The following is a 15,775-nucleotide window of genomic DNA, read 5'->3' on the forward strand; positions in this document are numbered from 1 at the left end:
GAGCCAACGTCGACGTGCAGGTTAACTTGAGGTAAACACCTTAGTTGTCGCTCTCTGCACCTACGAGTTGTGCGTAGCAATCTCTGACCCGCTGCTCCCACCAGGTCCTGCGTTCGGTAGTAACGCTCAAGGTACGCAACTTCTCTTCGTCTGGAGCTACCCGGTGCACCGGAAGTTGTCCGGCAGTGGCCAGCAGCGGTGTTGCGGTGACATCTTCGGCAAATAACGATCCGGTGGCAAGCCCACAGGCGTACGGTAGCTGCGGCACCGCCGAGGCGAGGGCTGCTGCTTGCGCTAAACCTACCGAGGTATCTAAGGCACTGGAAACGACAACGTCTAAGCCGGACTGCGCCGCGATGTCGAGAACCGCTTGGATCCCGCCCAGAGGCTGTGCTTTGATCACCATCAGATCTGCTGCCCCCAACCGGGCTACTTCTAATGGATCCGAGTGTTTGCGTACCGCTTCATCTGCGGCAATTTTTAGCTCCACTCCGTGGGAGCGAAGCCGTTCACGGACCCGCGCCAAGCCAACAATGCCAGGCACAGGCTGCTCGGCATACTGCAGGTCAAATTCAGAAAGCTTCAGCAAGGCGCTGACCGCCTCGTCAATTCCCCAGCCGGTATTAGCGTCGACGCGGAGCGCGGCATCTGGGAATAGGCGCCGGGTTTCTGCCACCCGAGCGATATCGTCGTCAAGATGCTGCCCCTTCTCGGCGACCTTAATTTTGATGGTGTGCGGGGCATCGTAATTCGCTAGGACACCGGCGACCTGGTTCGCCGGCACCGCAGGCAGTGTCGCGTTCACCGGGATACTGGTGCGCAGCGGCGTGGGAAAGTCGGTGTAGGCGGCTTCAATGCCAGCGGCGAGCCAGCGTGAGGCTTCAGCCGGACCGTATTCAAGGAAGGCCGAGAATTCGCCCCACCCGGCAGGACCGTGAATGAGTAGCGCTTCACGTTCGGTGACACCACGAAACTTCACCCTCATGGGTAAGCGCACTACATGCGCGTTGGCTATCAGTTCTTCCACCGGCGGCAAAGCAAAGTTCATATCCTAAGCCTATCTATAGTGTCTAGGCTTACAGACCCGGTTCATAGGGTGCGTACACCAAAATGTGACATTCTTGAGTCATGAGTCCGCGGTCAATTCTTAGCTCCCCACGCCATCTGAGCTGGTGGTGGGCTTTGCCGTTGCTTGCTGGGCTTTTTGCCGTCGAGTATCTGTTCTTTGTCCAGCTTCGTTCTGGACAATGGGCTGACCAAGCGGCTTTTGTTGGCTGGACGCAGTGGTGGCCACGAACAAAAATACTGGATCCGATGCGTGAATTCTTGGATCTTTTACCGTGGATTTGTGCTGGAATTTCCGGTATTTTCTTGCTATATCGAGTGATTCGCGACCGGAGTTTCTTACGTGCCGCGCTCGCCGTGGCCGCGGTAGCTGCCGCGTTGCTCAGTACTCAGCTGCTTAAGCACTTATTGCTAGATCGCCCCGACTTTAACTTCGGCACGGTCGGTAACTCTTTTCCATCCGGACACACCACCGTGGCTGCAGCGTCCATGGGATTGATGTACCTGATTTCTCCGCCAAAACTACGCCCTGTGGTGCAACCTATTGCCTGGATCTTTGCCACCGTGACCGGACTGGCCACGCTCATCTGTGGTTGGCACCGTCCTAGCGACATTGCCGGCGGCTTTATGATTGCAGCCTTCTGGCTGATCTTGGTCAGTGCGATCTTGCAACGTATCCAGCCGCTGGGTCCGGTGGTGCGGGAATCCGTCTGGTCAAGGAAGACCGGTGCCACATGTCTGGTTCTCTGGGTGTTGGTATTGGCAGCATCGATGTGGCTACCGCATCCACATATCCAACGTATCCCCGATATTTTATTGATTACCTATGCGGTGCTCGGGTTGATTCATGTGACAGTGGCATCGCTGATTGCCAGCCTATGTTTACGTTCGGTAGTTACCGGGCCCATGCGTAAGCCTCGGGCGTAGTCCTTAAGCGTCTGTCTGTCTGGGGTCTGAGACAACGGTTGCCTCATCTTGGCACCGCACCAGAGTCCTTGCGCACAATGGTTCTTGTCTTCGGCAGGGCAATCTTTGGCCGTGTAGCCCTAAGGTGAGCCACGCAAGGCTACGGGAAAGAAAGTTTATACTCGGTTCATTTTGGAGTGCAGAATTGCCGCAGCACGCTGGGAATCTGAGATGGTGACCGCAAAACGCTTGCCATTTTTCAGGTCAAAAGACAGCCCCTCACCGCGGTGTAGCACTACCGCCGAACCGCCCGGGAAGAAGCGCCATCCCCAGCCGCTCCATTCCATCGGCGAGATTTCTTCACTGCGCACTTCCTTGATCTGATCTACGGAAATGGTGCGTAGCGGGAAAGCGAAGATTGCCGATGAAACACGAACTTGATCTTCGGTGATTCGTACCCGGATCTTACACAGGCCCAGAATCAATGGAGTGAGGACCAAGACAAAAAGAGGTCCAGTAATCAGCATGATGACAGTTTCGGACTCATCTTCACCTTTCAACACCGTCAGCATCAAGATGCCCATGACCAACGGGAACAGACCTAACAGCCAGAACCACCATGAGGCGCTGACAGTCTGGTTGAAACCCTGCGCCGAATCTATCGTTGCTGCATTTGTGGTTGGCACCGAATCATCTTCGCCTTGAGCCTGAGCCACACGCTGGCGTCGCTTGGCCTGAGACTCCTTAACATGCTGCTGATATACCCCGGAGATCCAGACAGGAAGCAACCCAACCAACGAGGCCACAATGCTCAGTATTGTGAAACCGCCATTGAGCAGTGCCTGCGTCGGGTCTCCTGCCAGGGCAGAAGGCACTGCGCAGCTGACGAACAGCCCAGCACTCGTCCATGCCGCGAGACCGCCAACAAAGAGCAGGAGGCTATGGAGCGCTGGCTTGTGTGCGAGCGAGAAAGAAGTAAACCCGAGGACCGCACCGCCAATGGCAAGCGAGATGCACACGGTGACAAAAACACGCGTATCGGTGAATCCATCAGGGTACGAGTTGCCCGACCAGTGAGTCGCGGTAATCGCTGGCAGACTGGTTCCCAGAAGTAGTCGGGTACCCAGCACTATGAGGCTCGGCAGAACCAACAAGAGGGTAAGTAACGAGCGGTGCTTGACCTCGTAGTGTGCCATGGAAATAGTTTAGTCCTCGCTCTTGGGTACACGCCTAGGCAGTACGCAGTAGTCGCCGCGGCCTAGAACCTCCGGCCGAAGTATTTAGTACAGTCTAGTAAACCAGCGTTGACTTGCAAAAAATACAACGAATAAAGGTATCGCCCGGCCAATGGCCGGGCGATACCTTTTGAGCTTCTGCCGATTACAGGGCTACTAAGGCAGCCTTTGGATCGGTCATCGCGTCCGCGACGTAACGCAGGAAGCCTGCGGCGGTTCCGCCGTCGCCCACACGGTGGTCAAAGCTCAGGGTCAGCTCACAGATGGAGCGAACCTTGATCTTGCCGTTGACTACCCACGGCTTTTCTACGACCCGGCCAATGCCCAGGATCGCTGCTTCTGGGTAGTTGATGATCGCTGCCGAACCGTCAACGTTGAACACCCCGTAGTTATTGATCGTGAAGGTGCTGCCCGAGAGGTCGCGGACCCCGGCCTTACCTTCGCGAGCCAAGGTGGCCAGACGAGCAAACTCTGCCGAGAGTTCTACGGCGTTGAGCTTATGCGCGTCGCGCACGTTGGGAACAACCAGGCCGCGCTCGGTCTGCGCTGCGAAGCCCAGGTTGACGCCCTCGAAGAGGGTCTGGCGCAGTCCGCCGTCGGCTTCGGTGTCGATGCGGCTGTTCATTTCTGGGAAACGTGCCAGCCCTGCAATGGCGAAGCGTGAGATCAGTGCGAGCATACTTGGCGCACTTCCCTGAGCTTCCTTCAACTTGCTGCGTAGCTTGAGCAGCTTGGTGACATCAACATCTACCCACACGGTTGCTTCTGGAATTTCGCGGCGCGAGGTAGACATCGCGTTAGCGATGGTGCGACGCACCCCGGTCAGTACCTGCGAGCTTGAGACAGCAAGTCCGGTGCGTGAATCCTCACCAGCGCTCTGCGCTGCCACGACTGGGGCCTGGGCAGGCGCCACCGGTGTAGCCGGTGCCTGAGCCGATGGCGCTGCAGCCGCCGAGCCCTGAGAGATCAGTGCTTCCACGTCACCGCGCAACACCAATCCGTCCGGTCCGGTGCCAGCGACCTGAGCGATATCCACCGAGTTTTCCTTGGCCAGCTTGCGAACCAGGGGATTGATGACCTTGGTAGCAACCGTGGTGGTCTCGCTGGAGGCGGACGCGGTGGTAATTCCGGCGCGTGGCCGACGGCGACGGCTGGTATTGGTTTTGGCTCCACCGGTTCCATAACCGATCAGCACATTACCGCTGCCTTCGTCTTCTTCCTCAGGAACCTGCGTGCCAGCAAGTTCTTCTTCGAGGTAGGTCTGGGCGCCTTCGGCTGGCTGCTGCGCAGGCGCTTCATCCGCCCCGCCGGTATTCACCGAGAAGAACGGCTTATCAACGAGCATCATCTGCCCGGCTTCACCGTGCAAGGTAGCGACCACACCTTCAAAAGGTGAAGGGATCTCCACCAATGATTTGGCTGTTTCTACCTCTGCGATGGGCTGGTCAACTGCGACGGTATCCCCCGCGGCGACCATCCAACGCACCAGTTCCGCCTCGGTGAGTCCTTCACCTAGGTCGGGTAACAGAAAGGTCTTGACGCTCAATTTACGCCTCCCACTGAAGTTGATCTACCGCATCAAGGATGCGTTCGGCGCTTGGCAAGTTGTACTTTTCCAAGGTTGGTGCCGGATAAGGAATATCAAAACCGGTCACGCGCAATACCGGCGCGGCCAGCGAGTGGAAGCACCTTTCCTGCACACGGGCCACGATTTCGCTGGCTACCGAGACGAACCCTTGAGCTTCGGCCACCACGATGGCGCGCCCGGTCTTACGCACCGAGGCGCAGACGGTCTCGTCATCAAAAGGCACGATGGTGCGGATATCGATAACTTCTAAGCTGATGCCTTCTTCGGCGGCAAGTTTTGCCGCTTCCATGGCCGTAGAGACGCTGGGACCGTAGGTGATCAACGTGGCGTCTGATCCGGCGCGAGCAATGCGCGCGGTACCTTCGGTGGTTGCGGCCCGCTTGGCTTCGTAGTCGCTGGCCAGTGCCTGCAGGTCAACCTGTTCCTTGGACCAGTAGAGCTTCTTTGGTTCAAAGAAGATCACTGGATCTGGCGAATCAATAGCTTCGCGCAGCATCAGGTAGGCGTCCTTGACGGTGGCCGGGGTGAATACCTTCAGTCCCGGGGTGTGCGCGTAGTAGGCCTCGGAGGAATCGCAGTGGTGCTCCACGCCGCCCACGCCGCCGGCGTAAGGGATGCGAATTACCATCGGCAGGTCCACCTTGCCGCGGGTGCGGTTGTGCATCTTGGCTACGTGCGAGGCGATTTGTTCAAAGGCTGGGTATGCGAAAGCGTCAAACTGCATTTCAATGACCGGACGCATGCCGTTCATTGCCATGCCGATGGCCATGCCCACGATGCCCGATTCGGCCAAGGGGGTATCGAAGCAGCGTTCGGAACCAAAGCGTGCGGTCAGTCCGTCGGTGATGCGGAAAACGCCACCGAGGGTTCCCACATCTTCACCAAAGATGACCGTCGAGTCGTTAGCGACCAAGGCGTCTGCCAGGGCGGTATTTAGTGCCTTGCCGAAGGTGACCGGCTGATTTTGGGTTGCTGCCTTAGCAGCTGCGCGTGCGGTTGCATCGCTGACATTCGGGTTCACGTGTGATGTCGTGGCGGTCATGGCTAGGCCTCCTCACGGGCTAGTTCGTCAGCCAGCAGCGCCTGCTGCTCGGCCAGCTGGGTGGTCTTGGATGCAAATACGTGCTCAAAGAGTTCACTTGGCGGGGTATTTGCGTCCTGGTTCATGCCGTCGCGTAGCTTCTTGGCGATAGCTTCGGCGCGCTCGGTGATTTTTGCTTGGGCTTCTTCGGTCAGTAGCCCGGCATCGTCGAGGTAGGCGTGCATGCGAGTGACCGGGTCCTTCGCAATCCATTCCTGAACCTCGGAGTCCTCGCGGTAGCGCTTGTCGTCATCGGCGTTGGTGTGTGCCTGCATGCGGTAGGTGTGCGCTTCGATCAGTAGCGGGCCATTGCCTTCACGGGCGAGGCGCACCGCACGGCGCATCACGGCCATCAAGGCCATCAGGTCGTTACCGTCCACACGTTCGCCGGCCATACCGTAACCGACGGCCTTATGCGCCAGCGATGGGGCGGCACTCTGCTGCGAGAGGGGCACCGAGATGGCGTACTTATTGTTCTGTACGAAGAAAATTACCGGGAGCTTGAAGACCGCGGCGAAGTTCAGCGCCTCATGGAAGTCGCCCTCGCTGGTGGCACCGTCACCACACATGGCAACCACCACGGTGTTTTCACCGCGTAGCTTGGCCGCGTGAGCCACACCGACGCCGTGCAACAGCTGAGTGGTCAGCGGGGTGGACATGGGAGCGCAGTTATAAGCCTTTGGATCATAACCACAGTGCCATTCACCGCGGAAGCTCGTCATGACCTCCATCGGTGCCACACCCTTGGTGAGTACGGCTACGGTGTCGCGGTAGGTCGGGAAGAGCCAGTCTCCCTCTTCCAAGCACAGGGCGGCTGCCACCTGGCAGGCTTCCTGTCCGTGGCTGGAAGGGTAAACGGCCATGCGTCCCTGGCGGACCAGGGCGGAGTTCTGGTCATTAACACGGCGTCCCACGGCAAGCGCGGAGTAGGCGTCCATCAGCTCGGCTGGGCTCGGCAATGGGTACTCGTGCCCTGGTTCGGTTCCCTGGTCGCTTTCCTCGCGCAGGGATCCATCAACATTGAGCAGGTTGATCATATGCCGTGCTGGCAGCATGTAATCTTCGGGGGTAATCCCGAATTTCTTGCTGACCGAGGAGATGCGATCTTCGTGAGCTTCGGTGCTCATGCCATCACGCCTTTCGTTTTCTGGTTGAGTGCTAAGAAACGACGTCTTGTGACTCAACTCACCCAAACATCATTTGTCATTAATTATGCGCAGTCGGATCATTTTGTATCCAGTCCGCTTCAAAATCGTAGAAAGTTGAGCATAGGATACGTATACTTGTAGACGATTAGTACGTTCAAAATGGGTTTGGCGAATTCTCGTCCTACCCCCTGCAAGGAGAACAAATGGCCGCGGATGCGGAACTAAAGCTGGACGATGTTGACCGGGCGATCCTGGCCGAGCTGACCAATGACGGTCGGCAATCGGTGACCACGGTAGCCCAGCGCGTCCACGTTTCTCGGGCACACGCGTATTCACGCATCGCAAAGCTCCAAGATGCCGGGGTTATTACCCGGTATACCGCGGTAATCGATCCGGTCAAAGCAGGGTTGAAGGCCAGCGCCTACGTGACGTTGAAACTGCGTCAGCACTCCTGGCGGGAACTACGAGACCACCTCGCCGCGATTCCCGAGGTGCAGCATATTGGACTGGTCGGTGGAAACTTTGATGTGATTCTTTTGGTTCGCGCCAAAGACAATTTGGACTTACGCCGCGTTGTTTTTGAACAATTGCAATCTTTGCCGACGGTGCTTGATACCCAGACTTTATTGATCTTCGAAGACTCAGATACGCGCTAAGCGCTGGTATGACAAAGCAGGCGAGACGGAACCTTCCGTCTCGCCTGCTTTGTTTAGGCTTCTAGTTTCCGCCGGTAAAGACCGGTGGCCGCTTTTCTTGGAAGGATTTGAATCCTTCGGCGTAGTCACTCGTGTCGCACAAGGCTGCTTGCGCCTTATTTTCCGTGCGCATCGAGGCCCATAGTCCTGCGCGCTCGTCGCGGATCTGCGCCACCAGCTGCTTCGAGGCGACGAACGCTTGGGTAGCGCCCTGCGCCACCTTGGCGATAATTTCTTCGCTGCGCTCTACCAGTTCCTCTGCCGGGAATGCCCGGGAGAAGAGCCCCGAACGTACCGCTTCGGCACCGGAGATCAGTTCCGCGGTGTAGATCATGTCCAGCGTGCGGTGTGCCCCGAGACGCTCGGTGAACAGCCAGTGTCCGCCGGAGTCGAGGGTCGCGCCAAGGTTTGCAAACGGAGAACCAATCTTTGCATTCTCTGCCACGTAGACCACGTCGGTGGCCACCGCTAGGCCAAGGCCCACACCAAGACAAGCACCTTGCACAATGGCAAAGGTGGGTGCCGGGAAGCTAGACATCTTCTCCAGCAACGGCTGGACTAGTCCGTCAAGGTAACCCATGACGTCGTCGTCAGCCGGGTTTACTCCTGAGATGTCGCGTCCCGCGCAGAACCCACGGCCTTCGCCGCGTAGCACTAGGGCGCGTACCGTGCCCTCGGTGACCCCAACAGCGGCCTTGTCATAGGCTTCGGAGAGTTCTTGCAAGCCGGCTGGATCCAAAGAGTTCATCTTCTTTGGAGCATTAAGCGTTACGGTGGCGATGCCTTCGCTGATGCTAAGTTCAATCATCTGTTATCCCCTAGGAGTCGAAGTTGACGCTGAGCTTGTCGCTGGTTGGGTGCGACTGGCAGGTCAGGATGTAGCCGGCTTCAACTTCTTCCGGTTCCAGTGCATAGTTCTCCGACATGTTCACCGAGCCGGAGGTGACCTTTGCGCGGCAGGTGCCGCACACGCCTCCAGCACAAGCAAACGGAACATCTTGGCGGACTCGAAGGGCGGCGTTTAGCACCGTTTCGTTTGCACGCACTGGAGACTTCACCTCACCTTGCAACCCGTCTAGGGTGAAAGTGATTTCGAAGCTCTTCTCGTTTTCGTCCACCAATACCGGGCGTCCCACCTGTCCCTGCGGACGGTTCGGCTCACCGGTGCTAAATAGCTCAAAGCGGACCTTGTCGGCCGGGACCTCAAGAACCTTGAGTTCATCACGGACCATCTGCACCAGTTCGAATGGTCCACAAAGGAACCACTCGTCAACCTTTGGCGCCTGCAGCACGTTGTTGAGCAAGGCCGAAAGCTTCTCGGCGTCGATACGTCCGGAAAGCAACGGAGAGATCCGCTGTTCACGGCTGAGCACGTGGTGCAGTGCCAGGCGTGAGGGGTAGCGGTCCTTAAGATCTGCCAGTTCCTCCAGGAACATCACGTCCATGGCGGCCTTGTTGGCATAGATCAAATCAAAGCGGGTGTTCTCATTGGCTGCCAAGATGGTGCGTGCAATCGCCAGCACCGGGGTGATGCCACTGCCTGCGGCCACCGCAACGAACTGGTCCTGGTTCACGGTATCTACCGAGGAAGGATCATTCATTCCGGTGAGCTTGTGCTTGGAAATGAATGCACCGGTAGGGCTCATCACATCAATCTGGTCCCCGGCTACGAGTTCCTCGTTGGCCCAGGTAGAGAATTGTCCGCCAAGATCCTTCTTGATGGCTACCTTGATCTGCACACCGGTGGGAGCGGCACAGATGGAGTAAGAACGGCGAACCTCGACGAGTTCACCTTCTGCGTTTGGCAGTTCCTTACGCAATGCCACGTACTGACCGGCAACGTAATCGAAGTCTGTGGAAAGTTCTTCGGGAATCGCGAAGCTTACTTCGATCGAGTCCTTGGTTAGCCGGCGCACCTCGGAAACCGTGAGCCGGTGGAAGGTGGCCCGACGACGGGTGGGAATAGTTTGTTCGCTCATGAAAGCACCTTGAAGTAGTCGAAGGGTTCTAAACAGCCTTTGCAGGTGTACAACGCCTTGCAGGAGGTCGAGGCGAAACGCGCAAGCTCTCGGGTATTTAGCGAGTGGCACCGCGGGCATTTAACGCTGATGCCCAGGGTCACCCGTCCGCTGTGGCCGGTGCCGGTAGGCGGCGCAATCCCGTATTCTTCGAGTTTGCGTTTACCGTCCTCGGTCATCCAGTCGGTAGACCAGGCTGGGGTCAGTACCAGCTTGACGTCTACCTTCTCGATTCCTGCCTCACCGAATGCAAGGTAGAGGTCTTGGGTGATCACGTCCATGGCTGGGCAACCCGAGTAGGTCGGGGTGATGATGACCTGGACGCTGCCGTCTTCGTTGGCGTTGACCTCACGCAGAATGCCTAGGTCCGCAATGGAAAGCACTGGGATTTCTGGGTCGGTCACTTTAGCGGCGATGCTAAAGAGTTCCTCGGCGTTAGTCATGACGTTGTTCAAGACTGTTGCTCCCTTCAAACGGATTAGGGAATCGGTTACCAGCTCGCACCGGGGTGCTTGCGGGCAAGTACTTGCATCTCGGCCAGGATGAAGCCCAGATGTTCGGAATGTTCGCCGACACGTCCGTGTGCCATCGCCATTCCCGTCTTAGGAATTTGAAGTCCGGCTTCTGCCAGCACGTCGGTGATTTCCTTTTCCCACGCTTCACGCAAGGTAGAGGGCAGTACCGCTACCTCGCCTAGGCTGCGGTGAAGCTCTTCGTCCTGGAACATTTCGCCGGTGTAGGGCCAAAGTACTTCCAGTGCGTGACGCATCTTTTCAGCCGACTCTTCGGTGCCCTGACCCAGACGGATGGTCCAAGCCGCTGCGTGGTCGCGGTGATAGTCAACTTCCTTGACTGCCTTAGCGCAGATTGCCGCGATGGTCTCATCTTTGGATTCCAGCAGCTTGCTGTAGAGCAAGTGCTGGTAGATGGAGATAATCAGCTGGCGCATAATCGTCACACCAAAGTGACCGTTAGGCTGCTCAACGATCTGCAGTGAGGTGAAATCCTCTTCCTCACGCCAGTAGGCCAGATCATCTTCGCTCTTGTCCCAAGCCAGTCCGGCATAGGTCAAGAAGGAACGTGCGTGTCCTAGGACATCGAGGGCGATGTTGCCTAAGGCAATATCTTCTTCGATTTCTGGGGCGCGGGAGATCCAGTGCGACAGACGCTGAGCCAAGATGAGCGCATCATCGCCGAGGTGCAACGCATACTGTGCGACCTCGTCACTTGGCTTGGCACCGGCAACGGCGATATCTTCCGGACGTAGTGCGTTACCTGGGGTGACACGAGTGGCTGATGCCAGCGCGTCGCCGAAGCTGTCCAGCGATGCGTCAAGTTCTTCGTGGTTCACAGGTGCTTCACTCCTTCGCTGGCCTTGTAATAGGTCGCGTGACGGTAGTCCTTGCCCTGTGGGGATTCGAAGAACGCATCCTTGCTATCCGGGTCAGAGGTGATGATGTCGGTGGAACGCACTACCCACAGGGAGACGCCTTCATTGCGACGGGTGTAGAGATCTCGCGCGTTGCGCAGCGCCATCTCTTTATCCGGTGCGTGTAGCGATCCTGCGTGGACATGTGAAAGTCCTCGGGAGGAACGGACGAATACTTCCCACAGGGGCCAATTGCTCTTTTGGCTCATGTTAGGCAACCTCACTTTGTTCTTGCTTTGCGGCGTAAGCGGTAGCGGCTTCACGGACCCATGCACCTTCGCGGTGGGCCTCGCGGCGACGTTCGAGTCGCTGGGCGTTGGCTGGACCATTGCCCTTGATAACGTTCATGAATTCATCCCAGTTCAGATCCTTGTGGATCCACTGCTTCTTCTCTTCGTCGAAGTGCAGGTTCTCGTCCGGCAGGGTCAGGCCCAAGACCTTGACCTGCTCGGCGATCATTCCGACGAAGCGCTGGCGCAGTTCGTCATTGGAGAAGCGCTTGATCTTCCACGCCATGGACTGGGCGGAGTTTGGCGACTGATCATCTGGTGGGCCAAACATCATCAGCGATGGCTCGTAGAAGCGGTTGATCGCATCCTGTGCCATCTGCTTCTGTTTCTCGGTACCACGTGAAAGCGAGAGCAGGATTTCGAATCCCTGACGCTGGTGGAATGATTCTTCCTTGCATACTCGCACCATGGCACGGCCGTATGGACCGTAGGAGGCGCGGCACAGTGGCACCTGGTTGGCGATGGCTGCACCGTCAACAAGCCAACCAATGGCGCCCATATCTGCCCAGTTGCGTGCGGTGTAGTTAAAGATTGAGGAGTACTTGGCGCGTCCGGTCAGTAGCTGATCGTTGAGCTCATCGCGCTCGGTGCCCAAGGTTTCGGCAGCCGAATACAGGTAGAGTCCGTGACCGGCTTCGTCCTGAACCTTGGCCATCAAAATGGACTTGCGTTTCAGTGATGGAGCACGGGTGATCCAGTTAGCCTCCGGCTGCATTCCGATAATTTCGGAGTGTGCGTGCTGGGAGATCTGACGGGTGAGCGTCTTGCGGTATGGCTCTGGCATCCAATCTCGGGGTTCAATCCGAGAATCGTCGCCAATTAGGGCGTCGAAACGCGACTGGGATTGCTGCTCTTCATAGCTTGGGACGGCACTTAGTCCCGGCTCCTGCGGTGTGGTCGGGGCCATGGTTCACCTCACTGAAAATTAATTTACATACTGACCGTTCGTTCAGTATATGAGGGTGCCCTCGATCACGTCAACCGCACGCGTCATGCTTGCGCATAAATACTTCGCGTGCCCCGCTTTAGACCCACCCCACTCCCCTCGCGATTGCCGATTATTGCGCCGCAACCGGTCAAAATTTCGGATACCAGCGCCGAAAACCCTCGCCAGAAACGCAGAAATCCCCTGGTGCCACACCCAAAGAATGGGGTGACACCAAGGGATTGCTCATTAGTACCAGCGCGGCTCGCAGCGCTTGCCACTACGCGAATAGTTACGCGTTAATGAGGACCTTATCTGCCTGCTTGTTCTTGAAGAACAGCGCGTCTAAGGAAATGCGGCCCGGTCCCACGAGGAACAGCGCCAACGCGCCGGCGGCCAACGCCAACACAAGCTCAAAGCCACCATTTTCGACAAAGACTCCGCCCGGCGCGTGCACCATGAATAGCGCAACGACCATCTGGACACCCAGCAGGCCAGCGAAGACTCGGGTCAGTAGCCCCAGAATAATAGCGATACCACCGACGATCTCAAGGGTTGCTGCCACCGGAGCAATCAGGCCAGCCGCAGGTACGCCCATCTGACCGAAAGCGGCAACGGTGCCTTCGATGGTGAACTGGAAGAATTTCTGCCAACCGTGGGCCAAGAAAAGGAAGCCGAAAGCCAAGCGCAACAGCGTGCGCGCAGCGGTCTGCAGGCGAGGGTTCTCGATAAAAGCGTTCATATAGGTGACTCCTGGTCAGTAGATCCGACTAATTTCGGATATCGAACAATTAGCTTCGCCACCGACGGTTCGGCGCGAGCTCCGAGTTACACCCTAGAATAAATTACTTTAATCTTCAACTAATGTTGCAGGGGTCAACGATTTGGACTGGCTCAGGCAGATGGGTGTGGCCTTGCCGCGCGCCTGTTCACGGATTAAAAAAGCCCGCCCCAACTCAACTTTTAAGCAGTTGAGTTGGGGCGGGCCGAAGCTACGCTCAAGGCGAGAAAGTCCTAGAGAACCTTGGAAAGGAAATCTCGGGTACGTTCTTGCTGAGGGTTACCAAACAATTCTTCTGGCTTACCTTCTTCACACACGACGCCGCCGTCCATGAAGACCACCCGGTCCCCCACCTCGCGGGCGAAGCCCATCTCGTGAGTGACCAAGACCATCGTCATGCCAGAGTCCGCCAGTTCCTTGATGACCTGCAAAACCTCGCCGACCATTTCCGGGTCCAACGCACTGGTTGCCTCATCAAAGAGCATGATGCCAGGAGACATCGCCAACGCGCGGGCGATAGCCACGCGCTGCTTCTGTCCGCCGGACAAGGACGCCGGACGGGCATTAGCCTTGTCGGACAGTCCCACACGGGTCAATAGCTCTTCAGCCTTGGCTCGTGCCTCGGTGCGGTTCATCTTCTTAAGCTCCACCGGAGCCAACATGATGTTTTCCGCGACCGACATATGCGGGAACAAGTTGAAATGCTGGAAGACCATGCCCACGTGGCGACGGACCTCGTTGATATCAACCTTTGGATCGGTGACATCAAAGCCGTCAACAACCACCTTGCCGGCGGTGATCTCTTCGAGCTTGTTCAGGCAACGCAAGAGCGTGGACTTGCCGGAACCCGAAGGCCCGATCACACAAACTACTTCACCCTCTGCCACGTCAAGATTGATCCCCTGCAGAACCTCGTTAGACCCGAAGGACTTACGTAGATCCTTGACCTGAATCTTGGAGGTCGTGGTCTTTTCGCTTACGGTGCTCATTTGTTAAACCTCCGATCGGCAAAGTTTGCCAATTTGGTCAGGGCCATGATGGCGACGAAGTAAATGAAGCCGACGATAATCAGAGTCTCGGTGACTCGGAAGTTCGCCGCGTAAATCTGCTGACCCTGGTAGAGCAGCTCGCCGAAACCAATGGCAAGCAACAACGAGGAGTCTTTGAGCATGATGATCAGCTGGTTGATCAATGACGGTGTCATCATCTTGAAAGCCTGCGGAACAACGACCTTCTGCATTGACTTACCGTAGCCAAGACCCAGTGAACGCGAAGCCTCAAGCTGTCCCGGATCAACTGACTGGATACCGCCGCGAACAATCTCAGCAATATATGCGGCCGAGTTCAGCGACAAGGTCAGCACGCCGGCAACCCAGATGCTGACATCCCAGCCGGTCAACTGTGGCAGACCGAAGTAGAACATGAACGCCCAGAGCAGCAGCGGGGTGCCACGGAAGATATTGACGAAGGAAGTCGAAATTCCGCGCACCACAATGTTGCCCGAAATCTTCATGAACCCGAAGGCCAGACCCAGCATCATGGCCACCGCGAAGGAAATCGCGGTTACCAGCAAGGTGTTACCCAAACCGGTCATCAAGGCCGGCAACGACTTGGCGACCAGGTCAAAGAAGTTACTTGGCACCGCTTCGCTTGGATCAGCCAGGTAGGTGTTCAGAATCTTGTCGTATTCGCCGTTAGCTTTCAGCTCGGCTAGACCATCGTTGAAGGCTGCGAGCAGGGCGGTGTTTTCGCCCTTATTCACCGCGAACCCGTAAGAGCCGCCAGGCACCTTATCGGTAACGGTCTTCAAACCATTGTTCTGTGCAATGCCATAGGCCAGCACCGGGTAGTCATCAAAGACCGCTACGGCGCTGCCAGCCTTGACCGATTCATACATGGTGGCCGACTGGTCCAAGGACTTGACCTTAAACCCGTATTCATTGGCAATGGACTTCGCGTAGGTCTCACCCTCGGAACCGGTCTTCGCGACGACGGTCTTGCCCTTCAGATCCTCATAGCCCTTAACCGCTTCATCATCACGGTCAACTGCCATCTGGATGCCAGATTCAAAGTATGGCTCGGAGAAATCATAGATCTCCTTGCGTTCGTCGGTAATTGACATACCGGCGATCACACCATCAACCTGATTTGACGACAGCGCCTGCAATGCGGCGCTGAAGCCTAGGGAACGGATCTCGACATTAAAGCCCTGATCCTTAGCGATGGTGTTGAGCAGGTCCATATCGATACCTGTCAGCTTGCCATCCTTGCGGAATTCAAATGGCGCGAAGGTAGTATCGGTGCCGACAACGTAGGTTTGCCCGTCGACACTTTCATTTCCCTGAGCTAATGCTCCGGGCGCTCCGGCTACCAGCGCCATGAAACCGATGGATACCGCAGCGATCCACCGAGTTATACGCCTCGACCTCAAAGTTGTGCGTGTGTTTTTCACTGCTGAATCACTTTCTATTGCGAGTAGGGCCTTATGCCCCGGATGCAGTTCGATTCTTATGCTTGCTAGCCTATGACCAATAGAGCTGAGCGGGTACCCTTTCCGTCCATGTCCGCGCCTTAATTGGTAAATTTTTCGGGCTCATCCTGTCCGCGCTGAGCA

The 15,775-nt window shown here is 56.9% G+C and carries 16 protein-coding genes; 2 read left to right on the forward strand and 14 right to left on the reverse strand.

Going from position 1 to position 15,775, the window contains the following annotated elements; genetic code table 11:
* Window positions 1–40: 40 nt before the first annotated feature.
* On the reverse strand, window positions 41–1,048 hold the full coding sequence (locus tag CQ011_RS06105) for an o-succinylbenzoate synthase (RefSeq protein ID WP_105675630.1): 1,008 nt from the start codon (window positions 1,046–1,048) through the stop codon (window positions 41–43).
* A gap of 80 nt (window positions 1,049–1,128) precedes the next feature.
* Between CQ011_RS06105 and CQ011_RS06110 the strand changes: the two genes are divergently transcribed.
* On the forward strand, window positions 1,129–1,992 hold the full coding sequence (locus CQ011_RS06110; RefSeq protein ID WP_105675632.1) for a phosphatase PAP2 family protein: 864 nt from the start codon (window positions 1,129–1,131) through the stop codon (window positions 1,990–1,992).
* A gap of 155 nt (window positions 1,993–2,147) precedes the next feature.
* Here CQ011_RS06110 and CQ011_RS06115 read toward each other — a convergent pair whose 3' ends face one another.
* From CQ011_RS06115 to pdhA, 4 genes are all read right to left on the reverse strand, one after another.
* Window positions 2,148–3,167 (reverse strand): hypothetical protein, encoded by a 1,020-nt coding sequence (locus CQ011_RS06115; RefSeq protein WP_105675634.1) that lies wholly within the window; start codon window positions 3,165–3,167, stop codon window positions 2,148–2,150.
* Window positions 3,168–3,351: 184 nt separating this feature from the next.
* On the reverse strand, window positions 3,352–4,752 hold the full coding sequence (locus CQ011_RS06120; RefSeq protein WP_105675637.1) for a dihydrolipoamide acetyltransferase family protein: 1,401 nt from the start codon (window positions 4,750–4,752) through the stop codon (window positions 3,352–3,354).
* Window position 4,753: 1 nt separating this feature from the next.
* On the reverse strand, window positions 4,754–5,836 hold the full coding sequence (locus CQ011_RS06125; RefSeq protein ID WP_105675639.1) for an alpha-ketoacid dehydrogenase subunit beta: 1,083 nt from the start codon (window positions 5,834–5,836) through the stop codon (window positions 4,754–4,756).
* Between the two features lie 2 nt (window positions 5,837–5,838).
* Window positions 5,839–7,002 (reverse strand): pyruvate dehydrogenase (acetyl-transferring) E1 component subunit alpha, encoded by a 1,164-nt coding sequence (gene pdhA / locus CQ011_RS06130; RefSeq protein ID WP_105675641.1) that lies wholly within the window; start codon window positions 7,000–7,002, stop codon window positions 5,839–5,841.
* A 224-nt stretch (window positions 7,003–7,226) separates the two neighbouring features.
* On the opposite strand from pdhA, the gene CQ011_RS06135 reads away from it, so the two are divergent.
* Complete coding sequence (locus CQ011_RS06135; RefSeq protein WP_096256980.1) at window positions 7,227–7,679, forward strand: Lrp/AsnC family transcriptional regulator; 453 nt, start codon at window positions 7,227–7,229, stop codon at window positions 7,677–7,679.
* A gap of 61 nt (window positions 7,680–7,740) precedes the next feature.
* Here CQ011_RS06135 and CQ011_RS06140 read toward each other — a convergent pair whose 3' ends face one another.
* The 9 genes from CQ011_RS06140 to CQ011_RS06180 all read right to left on the reverse strand — a co-directional run bounded on the left by CQ011_RS06140 (window position 7,741) and on the right by CQ011_RS06180 (window position 15,541).
* Window positions 7,741–8,526 carry an enoyl-CoA hydratase/isomerase family protein gene (locus CQ011_RS06140; RefSeq protein WP_105675643.1) on the reverse strand — a complete coding sequence of 262 codons (786 nt, stop codon included), beginning with the start codon at window positions 8,524–8,526 and terminating at the stop codon, window positions 7,741–7,743.
* Between the two features lie 10 nt (window positions 8,527–8,536).
* Window positions 8,537–9,697: a 1,2-phenylacetyl-CoA epoxidase subunit PaaE gene (paaE, locus tag CQ011_RS06145; protein ID WP_105675645.1), complete on the reverse strand. Its 1,161-nt coding sequence runs from the start codon at window positions 9,695–9,697 to the stop codon at window positions 8,537–8,539.
* Entirely contained in the window at window positions 9,694–10,179 is a 486-nt protein-coding gene (gene paaD, locus CQ011_RS06150; protein WP_105675647.1) for a 1,2-phenylacetyl-CoA epoxidase subunit PaaD, read from the reverse strand. Before paaD ends, paaE begins: the two co-directional genes overlap by 4 nt.
* A 47-nt stretch (window positions 10,180–10,226) precedes the next feature.
* A complete protein-coding gene (gene paaC / locus CQ011_RS06155) occupies window positions 10,227–11,087 on the reverse strand; it encodes a 1,2-phenylacetyl-CoA epoxidase subunit PaaC (protein WP_105675649.1) in 861 nt (286 codons plus the stop codon).
* Complete coding sequence (gene paaB / locus CQ011_RS06160) at window positions 11,084–11,374, reverse strand: 1,2-phenylacetyl-CoA epoxidase subunit PaaB (protein WP_105675651.1); 291 nt, start codon at window positions 11,372–11,374, stop codon at window positions 11,084–11,086. The genes paaC and paaB overlap by 4 nt, the downstream gene beginning before the upstream one ends.
* Window position 11,375: 1 nt before the next feature.
* Window positions 11,376–12,362 (reverse strand): 1,2-phenylacetyl-CoA epoxidase subunit PaaA, encoded by a 987-nt coding sequence (paaA, locus tag CQ011_RS06165; RefSeq protein WP_096256986.1) that lies wholly within the window; start codon window positions 12,360–12,362, stop codon window positions 11,376–11,378.
* A gap of 310 nt (window positions 12,363–12,672) precedes the next feature.
* On the reverse strand, window positions 12,673–13,122 hold the full coding sequence (locus CQ011_RS06170; RefSeq protein ID WP_105675653.1) for a DoxX family protein: 450 nt from the start codon (window positions 13,120–13,122) through the stop codon (window positions 12,673–12,675).
* A 272-nt stretch (window positions 13,123–13,394) separates the two neighbouring features.
* Window positions 13,395–14,150, reverse strand: a complete 756-nt coding sequence (locus CQ011_RS06175; RefSeq protein WP_105675655.1) for an amino acid ABC transporter ATP-binding protein — start codon at window positions 14,148–14,150, stop codon at window positions 13,395–13,397.
* Window positions 14,147–15,541 (reverse strand): amino acid ABC transporter substrate-binding protein/permease, encoded by a 1,395-nt coding sequence (locus tag CQ011_RS06180; RefSeq protein ID WP_096256989.1) that lies wholly within the window; start codon window positions 15,539–15,541, stop codon window positions 14,147–14,149. The genes CQ011_RS06175 and CQ011_RS06180 overlap by 4 nt, the downstream gene beginning before the upstream one ends.
* Window positions 15,542–15,775 lie beyond the last annotated feature (234 nt).

Source organism: Arthrobacter sp. MYb213 (genome assembly GCF_002979915.1).
In the GTDB taxonomy this organism is placed as follows: domain Bacteria; phylum Actinomycetota; class Actinomycetes; order Actinomycetales; family Micrococcaceae; genus Glutamicibacter.